Genomic DNA, 14,089 nt, shown 5'->3' with positions numbered 1-14,089 from the left:
GCCATGAGCAGCCTCGGATCCCTCCCCCTCCCCGTGAGCACGGACAGCGATCCGTTGCGCGACCCGGCGCTGTACATCAACCGCGAACTGTCGCAGCTGGATTTCAACTTCCGCGTGCTGGCGCAGGCGATGGATCCGCAGGTGCCGCTGCTGGAGCGCCTGCGCTTCATGTGCATCTCCTGCACGAACCTGGATGAATTCTTCGAGATCCGTGCCGCCGCGGTCCGTCATGCACAGGAGTTCGGCCTGCCGCCGGCACCGGACGGCATGAGCCCGCAGGCCATTCTCAATGCCATCCACGAGCGCGCCGCCGAGCTGGTGGACCAGCAGTACCGCTGCTGGAACCAGACGCTGCGCCCGGCGCTGATGGAGGCCGGTATCGGCGTGCTCGGCCGCAACTCCTGGACCCACCGCCAGAAGCGCTGGCTGCGTGCCTATTTCCGCAACGAGATCATGCCGGTGCTGTCGCCGCTGGGCCTGGATCCGGTGCATCCGTTCCCGAAGATCCTCAACAAGTCGCTGAACATCGTGGTGGTGCTGAAGGGCACCGATGCGTTCGGCCGCAGCGGCCACCTGGCCATCGTGCGCGCACCGCGTTCGCTGCCGCGGATCATCCAGCTGCCGGAAAAACTCGGCGGCCCGCAGAATTTCGTGTTCCTGTCCTCGGTGCTGTCCACCTTCGTGGACGAGCTGTTCCCGGGGCTGGAAGTGCTGGGCGCCTATCAGTTCCGTGTCACCCGCAACTCCGAGCTGGTGGTGGATGAAGAGGAAGTGGAAAACCTGGCGCTGGCCCTGCGCGATGAGCTGGTGGACCGCGGCTACCGGCCTGCAGTGCGGCTGGAGATCGCCCACGACATGCCGCGCGACATCGTACGTACCCTGCTGCAGAACTTCGGCCTGACCGAGAACGCGGTGTACCGCATCGACGGACCGGTCAACCTCAACCGCATCATCCAGCTGTACGACCTGATCGCCCAGCCGGACCTGAAGTATCCGCCGATGACCCCGCGCACCCTGCGCGACAGCGACGGCATCTTCGAGACCGTGGCCCGCCAGGACCTGCTGCTGCACCACCCCTTCGACGCGTTCGCGGCGGTGCTCGACCTGATCCGCCAGGCCGCGCTCGATCCGAACGTGCTGGCGATCAAGCAGACCCTGTATCGCACCGGCAAGGACTCATTGATCGTCGATGCACTGATCCAGGCAGCACGCGCCGGCAAGGACGTGACCGTGGTGGTCGAGCTGCGCGCGCGCTTCGATGAAGAGGCCAACCTGGGCCTGGCTGATCGGCTGCAGGAAGCCGGCGTGCAGGTGGTGTACGGCGTGGTCGGCTACAAGACCCACGCCAAGATGCTGCTGATCGTGCGCCGCGAAGGCCGCAAGCTGCGCCGCTACGTGCACCTGGGCACCGGCAACTACCACAGCGGTACCGCGCGCGCGTACACCGACCTGAGCCTGATCACCGCCGATGCGGACATCGGCAACGACGTGCACCTGCTGTTCCAGCAGCTGTCCGGGCTGGCGTCGAAGATGAAGCTCAAGCGCCTGCTGCAGTCGCCCTTCACCCTGCACACCGGGATCCTGGCGAGGATCGAGCGCGAGACGCGCATCGCCGCCGCCGGGCGACCGGCGCGGATCATCGCCAAGATGAACGCCCTCAACGAAGCGCAGGTGATCCGTGCGCTGTACGCCGCCTCGCAGGCGGGTGTGCAGATCGACCTGATCATCCGTGGCGCCTGCACCCTGCGCCCGGGCGTACCGGGCGTGTCGGACAACATCCGCGTGCGTTCGATCGTCGGCCGTTTCCTGGAACACAGCCGGGTCTACTGGTTCGGCAACGACGGCGCACCGGAGCTGTACTGCGCCAGCGCCGACTGGCTGGAACGCAACCTGCTGCGCCGGGTGGAAACCTGCTTCCCGATTCTCGACCCGGCGCTGGCCAAGCGGGTGTACCGCGAGGTGCTGCAGAACTACCTGGACGACAACCTCAACGCCTGGGAGCTGGATGCCGAAGGCATCTACCACAAGCGCGCACCGGCCCACGACGAAGCCCCGCATTCGGCGCAGATGGCGTTGATGCAGGGCCTCTGACCCGGTAGGTGGCCAGGTAGGTGCCAACCTTGGTTGGCACGTTTGGATTCATCCACGCATGGCGTGGATCTACCGTGTCGACCAAGGTCGACACCCACCAACAGCCGCGTGAACCTGTCAAAGGTCGACATATGCAGGCCCTTTGATCCGATAGATGCCAACCTCGGTTGGCACGTTTGGATTCATCCACGCATGGCGTGGATCTACCGTGTCGACCAAGGTCGACACCCACCAACAGCCGCGTGAACCTGTCAAAGGTCGACATATGCAGGCCCTTTGATCCGATAGATGCCAACCTCGGTTGGCACGTTTGGATTCATCCACGCATGGCGTGGATCCACCGTGTCGACCAAGGTCGACACCCACCATGCGCAGGCCATGCCATTCCGACAGATCGCGAAAAACTGTCAAAGGCGGGGTGGGTCCGGTTGCGGGGGTGTCCGCGGCATGGATGCCGCGGTCAAGCCCCCATGGACGGGTTTACGGCGTCCCCCGCAACCGGACCCACCCCGCCATCCCACAGGAAGCCAGCTGTTGCTGTTGCTGTTGCTGTTGCTGTTACGTTGAGGTTGCCGGCCAGCGGCCGGCACTACCGCTTCAGCGGGTGCAGGGCGCAGCCCTGCCGCACTCCCCCTCCAAAATGTGAAGGCCGCGCGGTGACGAGTTCACCGCCCCTTCGGCTAACATTCGCCCATGCCGCATACCACCACGACTCCGCCCGCATTGCAGGATGGCGACCTGCTGGCCGCCATCGACCTTGGCTCCAATAGTTTCCACATGGTCATCGCGCGTTACACGCTTGGCCAGCTGCGGGTGATCGACCGCCTGCGCGAAACCGTGCGCATGGCCGACGGCCTGGACGGCAAGGGCGGACTCTCCGCAGCAGCGCGACAGCGCGCGCTGGAGTGCCTGGCCCGCTTCGGCCAGCGCATCCGCAACGTCCCGCCGCATCGCGTGCGTGCACTGGCCACCAACACCGTGCGCCAGCTGCGCTCGCCGCAGGCGTTCCTGATGCCGGCCGAAACCGCGCTCGGGCACGCCATCGAAGTGGTCAGTGGCCGCGAGGAAGCGCGCCTGATCTACCTGGGCGTGGCCCATGCGCAACCGCCCAAGCCCGACCAGCATCGCCTGGTGATCGACATCGGTGGCGGCTCTACCGAGTTCATCATCGGCAAGGGCATGCAGACCCTGGAGCGCGAGAGCCTGCAGGCCGGTTGCATCGCCAGCACCCGTCGCTTCTTCCCGGGCGGCAAACTCAGCAAGAAGCGCTGGAAGGACGCACTGGCCGAGATTGGCCGGGAGTTCCAGCCTTTCGCCAGCAAATACCGCGCGCTCGGCTGGCAGGAGGCACTGGGGTCGTCTGGTACCCACAAGGCCATCAGCGAAATCTGCGCGACGATGAAGCTGAGCAAGGGTGCGATCACCGCCGAGGCGTTGCCGCAGCTCCGCGATGAGCTGTTGAAGGCCAAGAAGATCGACGACATCGTGCTGCCTGGCCTGTCCAGCGATCGCCGCCCGATCATCGCCGGCGGCATCCTGGTGCTGGAGGCCGCCTTCCAGGCGCTGGGCCTGCAGAAGCTGCTGGTCAGCAAGGCCGCGATGCGCGAGGGCATCCTCTATGACATCCTCGGCCGTGCCGGCGACAACGACCCGCGCGATGAATCGGTGGCCGCCCTCACCCATCGCTATGGCATCGATACGGTGCAGGCCGGCCGCGTGCAGGACACCGCGCTGTCGTTGCTGGAGCAGGTGCAGGAGCGCTGGAAGCTGGATGCCGATGACGCACGCATGCTCGGCTGGGCCGCACGCCTGCATGAGCTGGGGCTGATGATCGCCCACAGCGGTTACCACGTGCATGGCAGCTACGTGCTGGAAAACTCGGATATCGCCGGTTTCTCGCGGCAGGAACAGCAGATGCTGGCGACGCTGGTGCGCAATCACCGCCGCGGCATCAGCAAGACCGCCTTCGATGCCATTCCCGAACGCCTGCTGCTGACCGCACGGCGCCTGGCTGCCCTGCTGCGCCTGGCGGTCCTGCTCAACCGCGCGCATGAGGACGCGCCGCTGCCGGTGCTGGAACTGACTGCCGACGACAGCCGCCTGTCGCTGATCGTGCCGCAGGACTTCATCGATGCGCGCCCGCTGCTGCGCGCCGACCTGATCGGCGAGACCGAGGGCATCGCTGGACTCGGCATCCAGTTCCGTCCATTCGTGGTCTGAGCAGGGCGACGGGACGCCGTCCGATCGCCGGCCGGCGCCCGATTACATTTCGTTACAGTTCGCGCAATCGACCGCCAATTTCTGCTGCAACGCAGCAGCTGGCGATGGCCGTGCCTGCCGCGTCTTCACGTAAACCCCTGCTTTTGTTCACATTTCGTGAAACCACGCGATGTGTAGCGACACAAACCGACACACGCTCTTTACAGGGCATTAACCAACGAGACTACTATCGGGTCATCGGCTCGGTCATGGACCGGCCGATTCCTTCGACGCCCGTTTTGGCGTCCTTTGCACGACCCGAGAGAGAGAGCTCGTCATGACTTCACGCACCACCGCACTGGGGCAGGCCATCCGCTACGCCCTGGCAACCACCGCGACGCTGGCTGCGCTGCCGGCGTTCGCCCAGAGCAGCAGCACCGCTTCGCCGACCAACCTGGACCGCATCGAGATCACCGGTTCGCGTATCCGCCAGGTGGACGTTGAAACGTCGCAGCCGGTACTGGCGCTGACCCGCGCCGACATCGAACGCCAGGGCTTCAGCTCGGTGTCGGATATCCTGCAGAACGTGACCGCGATGGGCAGCCCGACCATCAGCCGTGCCAACGTGCTGTCGGCCGGTGAGGATGCCGGTGGTACCTACGTGAACATGCGCAACCTGGGCACCCAGCGCACGCTGGTGCTGGTCAACGGCAAGCGCCTGGGCATCAGCACCTCCGGCTACCAGGACGTGTCGACCCTGCCCGTGTCTGCGGTCGAACGCATTGAAGTGCTGAAGGACGGCGCCTCGGCCATCTACGGTTCCGACGCGATGGCCGGCGTGATCAACATCATCACCCGCACCAACGTCAACGGCGTCACCGCCAACGTCTACCACGGCCAGTACAGCGAGGGCGACGGCGCCCGTGATCGCGTCGACGTGGTTGCCGGCTGGTCCAACGACCGCTTCTCGGCCACCTTCGCTGCCGAACACTCGGAAGAAAAGGCCGTGTGGGCGCGCGACCGCGGCTTCAGCCGTTACGGCAACACTGACCGCCACCCGACCGATGGCTGGACCACCAACAGCCAGTGGGGCCAGTTCTACGGCGTGAAGGGCGGCCCGGGCTGCACCAAGGCAGCCGGTTGCGACTACGCGCTCAACCGCGGCACCGACCCGACCAACCCGGCGAACTACCACTTCACCGATCCGACCGCGTTCACCGGTGATGTCAGCAACACCAATGAACAGATGCACCTGAGCTACCCGATCAAGCGTGATTCGCTGTACTTCTCGGGCACGGCCAACATCACCGACAACGTCCGTTTCAAGGCCGAGCTGGGCTACAACAAGCGCTCCTCGACCCGCGTCACCGCCGGCTATCCGTTCGACACCGCCACCGCCAAGATCAAGGGCATGTCGGTGGACAGCTACTTCAACCCGTTCGGCAACCAGCACGGTTACGCCAAGCCCACGGAGGTGAGCTGGAACCGCCGCCTGTGGGAGGTGCCGCGCACCAGCACCAGCGAGCTGAAGACCTACCGCGCCGTGGCTGCGTTCGAGGGCTCGTTCGACATCGGTGAGCGCTACTTCGACTGGGAAGTGGGCTACCAGTACAACAAGAACGAACTGCGCCAGAGCACTTTCGGCAACCTGCACAAGGGCCGCGTCGAACAGGCTACCGGCAAGTCCTACCTGAACCCGGCAACGGGCAAGGTCGAGTGTGGTGCGCCGGGTGCGCCGATCGCCAACTGCATGCCGTGGAATCCGTTGATTCCCTATGGCGTGGAAAGCCCGTATGGCATGACCAACAACCAGGCCCTGCAGGACTGGCTGTTCCCGCCGGAGAACGCAACCGGCCGCACCACCTCCAAGAACGCCTTCGCCACCATCAGCGGCAGCCTGTTCACCCTGCCGGCCGGCGACCTGGGCTTCGCCTTCGGCGTCGAAAACCGCGAGGAAACCGGCAAGTTCGTACCGGACCCGCTGGCGCAGACCGGTGCCACCACCAACCTGGCCGCCGGCCCGACCGGTGGGTCGTACAAGGTGAAGGAAGCCTACCTGGAGTTGAACGTGCCGGTGCTGGCCGACCTGCCGGGTGCGCGTGAGCTGAGCTTGAACGCGGCGACCCGCTTCTCGGACTACAACACCTTCGGCAATACGCTCAACAGCAAGTTCGGCTTCAAGTGGAAGCCGATCGACCAGCTGCTGGTGCGTGGCACCTGGGCACAGGGCTTCCGCGCTCCGACCATTTCCGACCTGTACGGCGGCGGCTCGGAAACTTTCGCCAACTTCTCCGACCCGTGTGACAGCAAGTACGGCTCGGCCCGCAGCAGCGCCGAAGTGCGTGCCCGCTGTGCACGTGACATCGCCGATGTGGCCAACTTCCGCCAGCTGGACAACCGCAACCAGCCGACCGAAGGCTCCGTCGCCGCTACGCCGACGCCGTTCACCTCCGGCTCGAACCCGGACCTGAAGCCGGAAACCTCGACCAGCCGCACGTTGGGCGTGGTCTGGAGCCCGACCTTCATCAGCAACTTCAACGTTTCGCTGGACTGGTGGAAGATCCGCATCGACGACACCATCGTCGACGACAGCCCGAACCAGATCCTGATCGACTGCTATGAGCAGGGCCTGGCCGACCGTTGCGCGCGCTTCACCCGCAACGCGACCACCGGTATCGTCACCGGCCTGAAGTTCGGCAACCGCAATGCCGGCTTCATGGAAACGGAAGGCTACGACATGGACCTGACGTACCGCCTGGATACCGACTACGGCAAGCTGAGCACCTCGTGGTCGACCACCTACGTGGCCAAGGACGTCTTCCGCTCGTCCAACGACAGCACGATCGTGCCGACCGTCAACAACGGCATCGCCACCAACACCGGCATCGGCTTCCGCGTGCGTTCGAACCTGACCGTGGGCTGGGATCTGGAGAACTTCGGCGTCAGCTGGACCGCACGCTACTATTCCAGCGTCAAGGAACAGTGCGTCAACCCGGGCAAGTACGCCGACGAGTGCTCGGACCTGAACGTTGCAGCTCCCTGGTACAAGGGCACGCGCAACTACAACGAGCGTGGTTCGGTCACCTTCCACGACGTCCAGTTCCGCTACAACCTGCCGTGGGATGCCACCGTGTCGGTCGGCGCCAACAACGTGTTCGACAAGCAGGGCCCGGTCATGTACACCAAGCCGCGCTCGGTCTTCTCGTACTACGGCGGCTATGACATCGGTCGTTTCATCTACATGAAGTACACCCAGCGCTTCTGATCCTCGCGCTGTCGCAACACCACGACCACGGCCCTTCGGGGCCGTGGTTTTTTTGTGCCGCTGAACTGCGCAGGCACCACCTTGCCCGGTCGTCATCGCGTTGTCGCAAAGCGGTCATGTCGGCTACATCGCCAGGCCCGAGCATGCGTAAAACCGGAGGCCCGCCATGCGCTATGCCATCGTCACCGAAACCTACCCGCCGGAGATCAACGGCGTCGCACTGACCGTGCAGGGCCTGGAGCAGGGATTGCGCGCCGCCGGCCACGAGGTCGACCTGATCCGTCCGCGCCAGGTCAGCGAAGCACTGGATGCGGCGCCGGGCACCCTGCTGGTACCGGGCGCGGCCTTGCCGCGCTACCCTGGCCTGCGCTTCGGCCTGCCGGCACCGATCCGGCTGGGCCGGCACTGGCGACAGCAGCGCCCCGATGCGGTCTACGTGGCGACCGAAGGTCCGCTGGGCTGGTCGGCACTGCGCACCGCGCGCCGCCTCGGCATTCCGGTGGCTACCGGATTCCACACCCGCTTCGACGAATACCTGCCCGACTATGGCGTGGCGTGGCTGCAGTCGGCGGCAATGCGCTGGATGCGCCGCTTCCACAACCAGGCCGACGCGACCCTGGTGCCCACCCGCGAACTGCAGGAATTCCTGAGCGACCAGGGCTTCGAGCGCGTGCGCCTGCTCGCCCGTGCGGTCGACAGCCAGCAGTTCGACCCGTCACGCCGCGACCCGGCGCTGCGCGAGGAATGGGGTATCGATGGCACGGGCCTGGCGGCGATCTACGTTGGCCGCATCGCCGCCGAAAAGAACCTCGGCCTGGCGGTGAAGGCCTTCCGCAAGCTGCAGCAGGTGCGTCCGAAAGCGCGTTTCATCTGGGTCGGCGATGGCCCGGCGCGCGAGAAACTGGCGCATGAGAATCCCGATTTCATCTTCTGCGGCATCCAGCGCGGCGATGCCCTGGCCCGACACTTCGCCAGTGGCGATCTGTTCCTGTTCCCCAGCCGCAGCGAGACCTTCGGCAACGTGACCCTGGAAAGCATGGCAAGCGGCCTGGCCACGGTGGCTTTCGACTACGGCGCGGCCCGCGAGTACCTGCGCAACGGCGAGAACGGTGCCGCAGTGGATGACGACGAGCAGTTCGTGCAGGCAGCGGTGCAACTGGCTGCCGATGATGCCCAGCGCCGCGGGTTGGGTGGCAACGCGGCACGGGCGATGAAGCGGCTGCACCCGCAGCAGGTGGTGGCGGAGTTCGAAAGCCTGCTGGCGGAACTGGCCAGCGCGCGGAGGAGCGGACATGCGCACCACGCCGCTTGAGCTGCTGGCCGGTCGCGAAGCCCGGTTGTGCCGCCGCGCCAACCACTACTGCCGACGTCGCCGCGTGCGGCGCGTCTTTTCGATCATCAGCCGGCTCGGCGATGGCGTGTTCTGGTATGTGCTGATGGGCGCGCTGGTGCTCATCGATGGCTTCGACGGCCTGCGCGCATCAGTGCACATGGCCGCCACCGGCCTGGCCGCGCTGCTGCTGTACAAGGGCCTGAAACGCTGGACCCGGCGGCCACGGCCGTACGCGGCCGACCTGCGTATCCGTGCCTGGGTGGCGCCGCTGGATGAGTTCAGTTTCCCGTCCGGCCATACCCTGCACGCGGTGTCGTTCACCATCGTCGCGCTGGCCTACTATCCTTGGCTGGCGCCGCTGCTGGTGCCGTTCACCTTCGGCGTGGGCCTGTCGCGCGTAGTTCTGGGCCTGCACTACCCAAGCGACGTTCTGGCTGCCACCGGCATCGCTGCACTGCTGGCCTCGGCCAGCCTGGCCTGGCTGCCGTTGCCGGTGTGATGCCCTAGAATGTCCGCATGACCACGCTGTTCATCTCCGATCTGCATCTGGACCCCAGCCGTCCGGCCATCACCGACCTGTTCCTGCGCTTCCTGCGCGAGGAAGCGCCTGGCGCCGATGCGCTGTACATCCTCGGCGATCTGTTCGAAGCCTGGATCGGCGATGACACCCCCTCGGCCGCAGCCGACGCGGTGGCCGATGCGCTGAAGGTACTGTCCGACAGCGGCGTGCCGGTCTTCTTCATCCGCGGCAACCGTGACTTCCTGCTGGGCGAAGACTATGCCCGCCGCGCCGGCCTGCGCATCCTGCCAGACCCGTGCATGATCGAGCTGTACGGCCGCCCGGTGCTGCTGCAGCACGGTGACCTGCTGTGCACCGATGACATCCCCTACCAGCAGTTCCGTGCCCAGACCCGCGACCCGGTCTTCCAGGCGCAGTTCCTGTCGCAGCCGCTGGAAGCGCGTATCGCCTTCGCGCAGAAGGCGCGTGATGCCAGCCAGGCGCGCCAGTCGGAAATGAAGCAGGGCGACCGTGCGCAGTTCGAAACAGTCACCGACGTGGCCCCGGCCGAAGTGGAAGCCACTTACGTGCGCCACGGCGTGGACACGATGATCCATGGCCACACCCATCGCCCGGCGATCCACACCCTGCAGGCCGGCGGACGCAGCTGCACCCGCATCGTGCTGGGCGATTGGTACGAACAGGGTTCGGTGCTGCGCGTGGATGTCAACGGCTGGACCCTGGATACGCTCAGCCGCGCATGATGGATCACAGGATGCCAACCAAGGTTGGCATCTACCAGAGCAGGTGCACGCGCCCTGGTAGACGCCGACCCTGGTCGGCGCTTGGACTCAGCGGAAGGCCGCGATGGTGGCCTTGGTATTGACCAGCACGCGCTGGTTGTCGGCACTGCTGGCGATGCCCATCGGCACGCCGTTGTAGCTGATGTTCGGATTGGACCAGTAGTTCAGCCGCGGGCAGCCGGCCGAGCAGTCATAGGCCATGATCGTGCGCCAGCGCGATCCGCTGGCCGGCTCATAACGATAGCCATGGCCATAGGCATACGGCGACGTGCTCGGATCACTGGCGATGTCGTGCCGTGCGCTCTGCAGGTGGCCGATTTCATGGGCGAACGAGTAGTAGCCGGTGGCGCAATCCCAGTACACCGCAGCAAACGCGGTCGATGCGGTGGAACCGATGCCCGACGCCAGTCCGCAGTAACTGGTGTTGTTGATCAGCAGTACGCCGACGTCGGCGGCGGTGTTGTTGCGGCTGGTGTGGATGCTGTCCATGTAGCCGTCGCTGGTACCACGGAAGCGCGACAGGTCGGTGGTGAAATTGCCGGACTCGGTGTAGTTGGTGGTTTCATAACCGGCCAGCTGCAGGGTGAGGCCTACGTTGCTGTTGGTGTAACCCTGGTTGGATTCGGCAACCGCCAACTGCACCAGCGACTGCATGTTGCCACCATAGGCGGTCACTGCAGCGTTGGTTGCCACCACCAGCACGCGGATGGTCGCCGGGCTGCCTGAGGAGGCCTGCGCAGTGCCGAGGCGATCATTGGCAGGCATGGCGATCTTCGGCAACTGGTTGTAGTCGGCCGGATGATCGGCCGGCATCCGCGATTCATCCACCTCGACCAGCACGTGGCGATTGCCCAGCGGACGCAGACGATAGAGTTTGCCGTCCTTGCGGATCGAGCCGGTGAGGGTATTGCCCGAGCGCACCAGGATCAGCGAATTGCCCGGATCGTCCTGGCCATTGGACGTGGCCGCCTGCAGGCGATCGGACGGCGCGCGCAACTGGCCGTACCAGATGCTGCCACCATCGGGCAGCGCCTCGACCTTGCTGCGAACGGCCTGCACCTTCTGCCCGAGCAGCTCGAATTCCAGCTGCGGCTGCGCGGTGGCGGAAGCATCGACACGCACTTCCTGTACGGCGGCGGTGGACGGGGTGGCGAGCAATCGCCCCAGTGCCGGCTCGCTGGTGGCCGATGCACGGCTGAGCACGGTGACCGGCTCGAACAGCGGCGCCGCATGGGCGGCCGCCGCTACCGACAATCCCAACAACAGACCACCTGTCGCTTTACCTATCGATCTGGACATCATCTTGTCGCTCCTTGAAGTGAAGTGGACAGCGTTGATGCAGCACGACCCGGGGTGCCGGGTCCGGCCATCAGGCCTGCGCAGGGCGTGTGAATTCAATAGACGAGAGGAATGGAAATCGCGATCTGTGATCGACCGCATCTGCGTTCAGTCAGGTCAAAAGCGTCAGTACACTTCGCCAACACACGGCTTTCGCGCTACCGTGACGTGGCCACGACAGGGGATGCACATGGCGCCAGCGCAGCACAGCGGTGACACGACGGCTGATCCGGGCCTGCTGCGGATCGGCCTGTTCTTCGATGGCACCCGCAACAACGCACACAACCTGGCGCAGGGCCACCGGCAGGTGCCGCGACCGCGCCCCGCCCTGCTCCGTGCTGATGATGATTCGACCTACCAGAGCCGGTTGACCAGCAGCTACGACAACGGCGCCACCAACATCGCGCGCCTGCATCAGTTGTATCCGGACAGCCGGCGCACGCCCGGCAGTACACCTTCGCTGGCGATCTACGTGGAAGGCGTCGGCACCCGCGATGATGCCGAAGACGACCTGATCGGCCTGGCCTTCGGTATCGGCGCCAGTGGCGTGCAGGCGAAGGTGCAGCGTGCGTTGCAGGTGCTGTTGCCGGCGGCACTGACGGCTCTTGCGTCGCAGTGGCGCGCGCCCCTGCACAGCGTGCAGCTGGATCTGTTCGGCTACTCGCGCGGCGCGGCCTCCGCGCGTGATGTGGCCAATCATCTGCGCGGATGGGACGGCGCGCGCTGGCGACAGCTGCTGCAGCAGGCGGGGCTTTCATGCAGCGCCGATTTCGCCCTGCCGCGGCCGATATTGCGCTTCATCGGCCTGTTCGACACGGTGGTCGCCGTCAACGGCGGCCGCGCCGACGAACACCCCCGCATCGCCCTGCCCGCAGGCATCGCCGAGGCCGTGCTGCAGCTCAGTGCGCGCGACGAGCATCGCCAGCACTATGCGCTGACCACGGTGGCACCAGCCCATCCCGAAATCGCACTGCCCGGCGTGCACGCCAACATCGGTGGTGGCTACGACCAGGTGGAAGAAGGGCCCAAGCTGCTCAGCCGGCCGCGGCGGCAGCAACTGCGCCGGCCTGGCGTGGAGGACTACCAGACACCGCCCCTGGCACTGCTGCAGGCGACCACCGCGTACGCTGAAGCACAGGCCGACGCCGAACGCTGGCGGCAGCAGCTGGGGTTGAACCCGAAGGAAGTGTGGGTCGATGTCTGGCACCAGTGGCAGCAGCAGCGACGCGCGGGCAGCCGCAGCGTGCTGATGTCGCCGGTGCTGTACGTCACCGCTGCGGTGGTGCTGCACCGGCGCATCGATTGGCGCTACCAGCTGGTTGCGCTGCAGGTGATGCAGCAGCACGCCAACGCTGCCGGCGTGACCTGGACCGCAGACGCCGCCGAGGTGGCGGGCTGGCAGCTGCCAGGCGCGCTGCAGCCGATCGCGCGCCGCCTGATTGCCGGCCAGCCGTTGACCCCGACGCAGGAAGCGTTGCTGCGCCGCCGTTACCTGATGCAGTCCGCACACTGGAATTTCGATGCGCTGGGCGATACCGCCCTGACCTACACCGCCGACGCCGGTGTCAGCGAGCTGCCGTATCGCCCCGGGCCGGGGCTGTTCTACATCAACCGGCCGACGGTGGATGGCAGACGCGTGGTGTTGCCGAACGCATGAGAACCAAAAAGGGGACGGAGGGAATCACGCCGTTTGTGGCACAAACGACTTGATTCCCTCCGTCCCCTTTTCCTTCAACCCGCCTGTTCGACCAGGTTGGCGAGCTCATCCGCATCGAACCCGGCCAGCAGGCGTGCCTCGATGTTGAACGGTCCGTGCAGGTAGCCACCGGCATACTCGACCAGCAGTTCCTTGAAACGCGCTCGTGGCTCGACGCCGGCGCGCTCGCAGTACCAGCGGAACCAGCGCGATCCGGCGGCAACATGTGCAACCTCCTCGCGCAGGATCACCTCCAGCACGTCGGCGGTTTCGCCATCGCCGACGTTGCGCAGCTTGTCGATCATGCCCGGCGTCACGTCCAGCCCGCGCGCTTCCAGCACGCGCGGCACCAGCGCCATGCGCGCCAGGCCGTCGTGCGCGGTCTTCTCGCACATTTCCCACAGGCCGTTGTGCGCAGGGAAATCGGCGTACTCATGGCCATGTGCCAGCAGGCGCTCGCGCAGCAGCATGAAGTGGCGCGATTCGTCGTCGGCGCAGCTCACCCAGTCGGCATGGAACGCAGCCGGCAGACCGCGGAAGCGGTACACCGCGTCCCAGGCCAGATCGATCGCATTGAGCTCGATATGGGCGATGGCATGGATGAACGCCGCACGCCCTTCCACCCCGCCCAGGCCGCGCCGGGGCACTTCACGCGGATGCACCATCACCAGCTGCGGCGGCCGGCCGGGCATGCGGATCGAATCGGCCGGCGGTGCATCGGCCGGTACGTTCAAGCGGCCGGCGCGGAACGCGGCAGCGTAGGCCTGGGTCAGTGCGACCTTGCGCAGCGGATCGGCTTCGGCCAGGCACTGCTGCGCGGCGCGCAGCAGATTGCCGCCGACGTCAGGCACGCCGATCACCGCAT

Annotated in this window: 9 protein-coding genes; 7 read left to right on the top strand and 2 right to left on the bottom strand. The window is 66.0% G+C overall.

Annotated features, from left to right (window positions below):
* Window positions 1-3 precede the first annotated feature (3 nt).
* The 6 genes from ppk1 to lpxH all read left to right on the top strand — a co-directional run bounded on the left by ppk1 (window position 4) and on the right by lpxH (window position 10,151).
* Window positions 4-2,091, top strand: a complete 2,088-nt coding sequence (gene ppk1, locus CLM74_RS04410; RefSeq protein ID WP_025878118.1) for a polyphosphate kinase 1 — start codon at window positions 4-6, stop codon at window positions 2,089-2,091.
* 693 nt (window positions 2,092-2,784) lie between these two features.
* A complete protein-coding gene (ppx, locus tag CLM74_RS04405; protein WP_025878116.1) occupies window positions 2,785-4,311 on the top strand; it encodes an exopolyphosphatase in 1,527 nt (508 codons plus the stop codon).
* Window positions 4,312-4,627: 316 nt separating this feature from the next.
* Window positions 4,628-7,555: a TonB-dependent receptor gene (locus tag CLM74_RS04400; RefSeq protein WP_032977399.1), complete on the top strand. Its 2,928-nt coding sequence runs from the start codon at window positions 4,628-4,630 to the stop codon at window positions 7,553-7,555.
* 166 nt (window positions 7,556-7,721) lie between these two features.
* Window positions 7,722-8,867, top strand: coding sequence for a glycosyltransferase family 1 protein (locus CLM74_RS04395; protein ID WP_099841979.1), 1,146 nt, complete (start codon window positions 7,722-7,724; stop codon window positions 8,865-8,867).
* The gene (locus tag CLM74_RS04390) at window positions 8,848-9,387 is read left to right on the top strand and encodes a phosphatase PAP2 family protein (protein ID WP_025878111.1); all 540 of its coding nucleotides are present in this window, start codon (window positions 8,848-8,850) and stop codon (window positions 9,385-9,387) included. The genes CLM74_RS04395 and CLM74_RS04390 overlap by 20 nt, the downstream gene beginning before the upstream one ends.
* Window positions 9,388-9,404: 17 nt before the next feature.
* A complete protein-coding gene (gene lpxH, locus CLM74_RS04385; protein WP_105163510.1) occupies window positions 9,405-10,151 on the top strand; it encodes a UDP-2,3-diacylglucosamine diphosphatase in 747 nt (248 codons plus the stop codon).
* An 87-nt stretch (window positions 10,152-10,238) separates the two neighbouring features.
* Here lpxH and CLM74_RS04380 read toward each other — a convergent pair whose 3' ends face one another.
* Complete coding sequence (locus CLM74_RS04380; RefSeq protein WP_105163509.1) at window positions 10,239-11,492, bottom strand: zinc-dependent metalloprotease; 1,254 nt, start codon at window positions 11,490-11,492, stop codon at window positions 10,239-10,241.
* Window positions 11,493-11,718: 226 nt separating this feature from the next.
* Here CLM74_RS04380 and CLM74_RS04375 point away from each other — a divergent pair, with 226 nt between their 5' ends.
* A complete protein-coding gene (locus CLM74_RS04375) occupies window positions 11,719-13,185 on the top strand; it encodes a DUF2235 domain-containing protein (protein WP_105164932.1) in 1,467 nt (488 codons plus the stop codon).
* A 74-nt stretch (window positions 13,186-13,259) separates the two neighbouring features.
* On the opposite strand, the gene CLM74_RS04370 is transcribed toward CLM74_RS04375, so the two are convergent.
* The gene (locus tag CLM74_RS04370; RefSeq protein ID WP_105163508.1) at window positions 13,260-14,084 is read right to left on the bottom strand and encodes a ferritin-like domain-containing protein; all 825 of its coding nucleotides are present in this window, start codon (window positions 14,082-14,084) and stop codon (window positions 13,260-13,262) included.
* Window positions 14,085-14,089 lie beyond the last annotated feature (5 nt).

Source organism: Stenotrophomonas sp. MYb57 (assembly GCF_002966815.1).
In the GTDB taxonomy this organism is placed as follows: Bacteria; Pseudomonadota; Gammaproteobacteria; order Xanthomonadales; family Xanthomonadaceae; genus Stenotrophomonas; species Stenotrophomonas indicatrix.
Note: the sequence above shows the minus strand (reverse complement) of the source record. Positions and strands in the feature narration are given on the sequence as shown.

Excerpts from the sequence above, each read along its gene's own strand:
- lpxH (WP_105163510.1), top strand. The coding sequence starts at position 9,405 with ATGACCACGCTGTTCATCTCCGATCTGCATCTGGACCCCAGCCGTCCG.
- CLM74_RS04400 (WP_032977399.1), top strand. The coding sequence starts at position 4,628 with ATGACTTCACGCACCACCGCACTGGGGCAGGCCATCCGCTACGCCCTG.
- CLM74_RS04375 (WP_105164932.1), top strand. The coding sequence starts at position 11,719 with ATGGCGCCAGCGCAGCACAGCGGTGACACGACGGCTGATCCGGGCCTG.
- CLM74_RS04390 (WP_025878111.1), top strand. The coding sequence starts at position 8,848 with ATGCGCACCACGCCGCTTGAGCTGCTGGCCGGTCGCGAAGCCCGGTTG.
- ppk1 (WP_025878118.1), top strand. The coding sequence starts at position 4 with ATGAGCAGCCTCGGATCCCTCCCCCTCCCCGTGAGCACGGACAGCGAT.
- CLM74_RS04380 (WP_105163509.1), bottom strand. The coding sequence starts at position 11,492 with ATGATGTCCAGATCGATAGGTAAAGCGACAGGTGGTCTGTTGTTGGGA.
- ppx (WP_025878116.1), top strand. The coding sequence starts at position 2,785 with ATGCCGCATACCACCACGACTCCGCCCGCATTGCAGGATGGCGACCTG.
- CLM74_RS04395 (WP_099841979.1), top strand. The coding sequence starts at position 7,722 with ATGCGCTATGCCATCGTCACCGAAACCTACCCGCCGGAGATCAACGGC.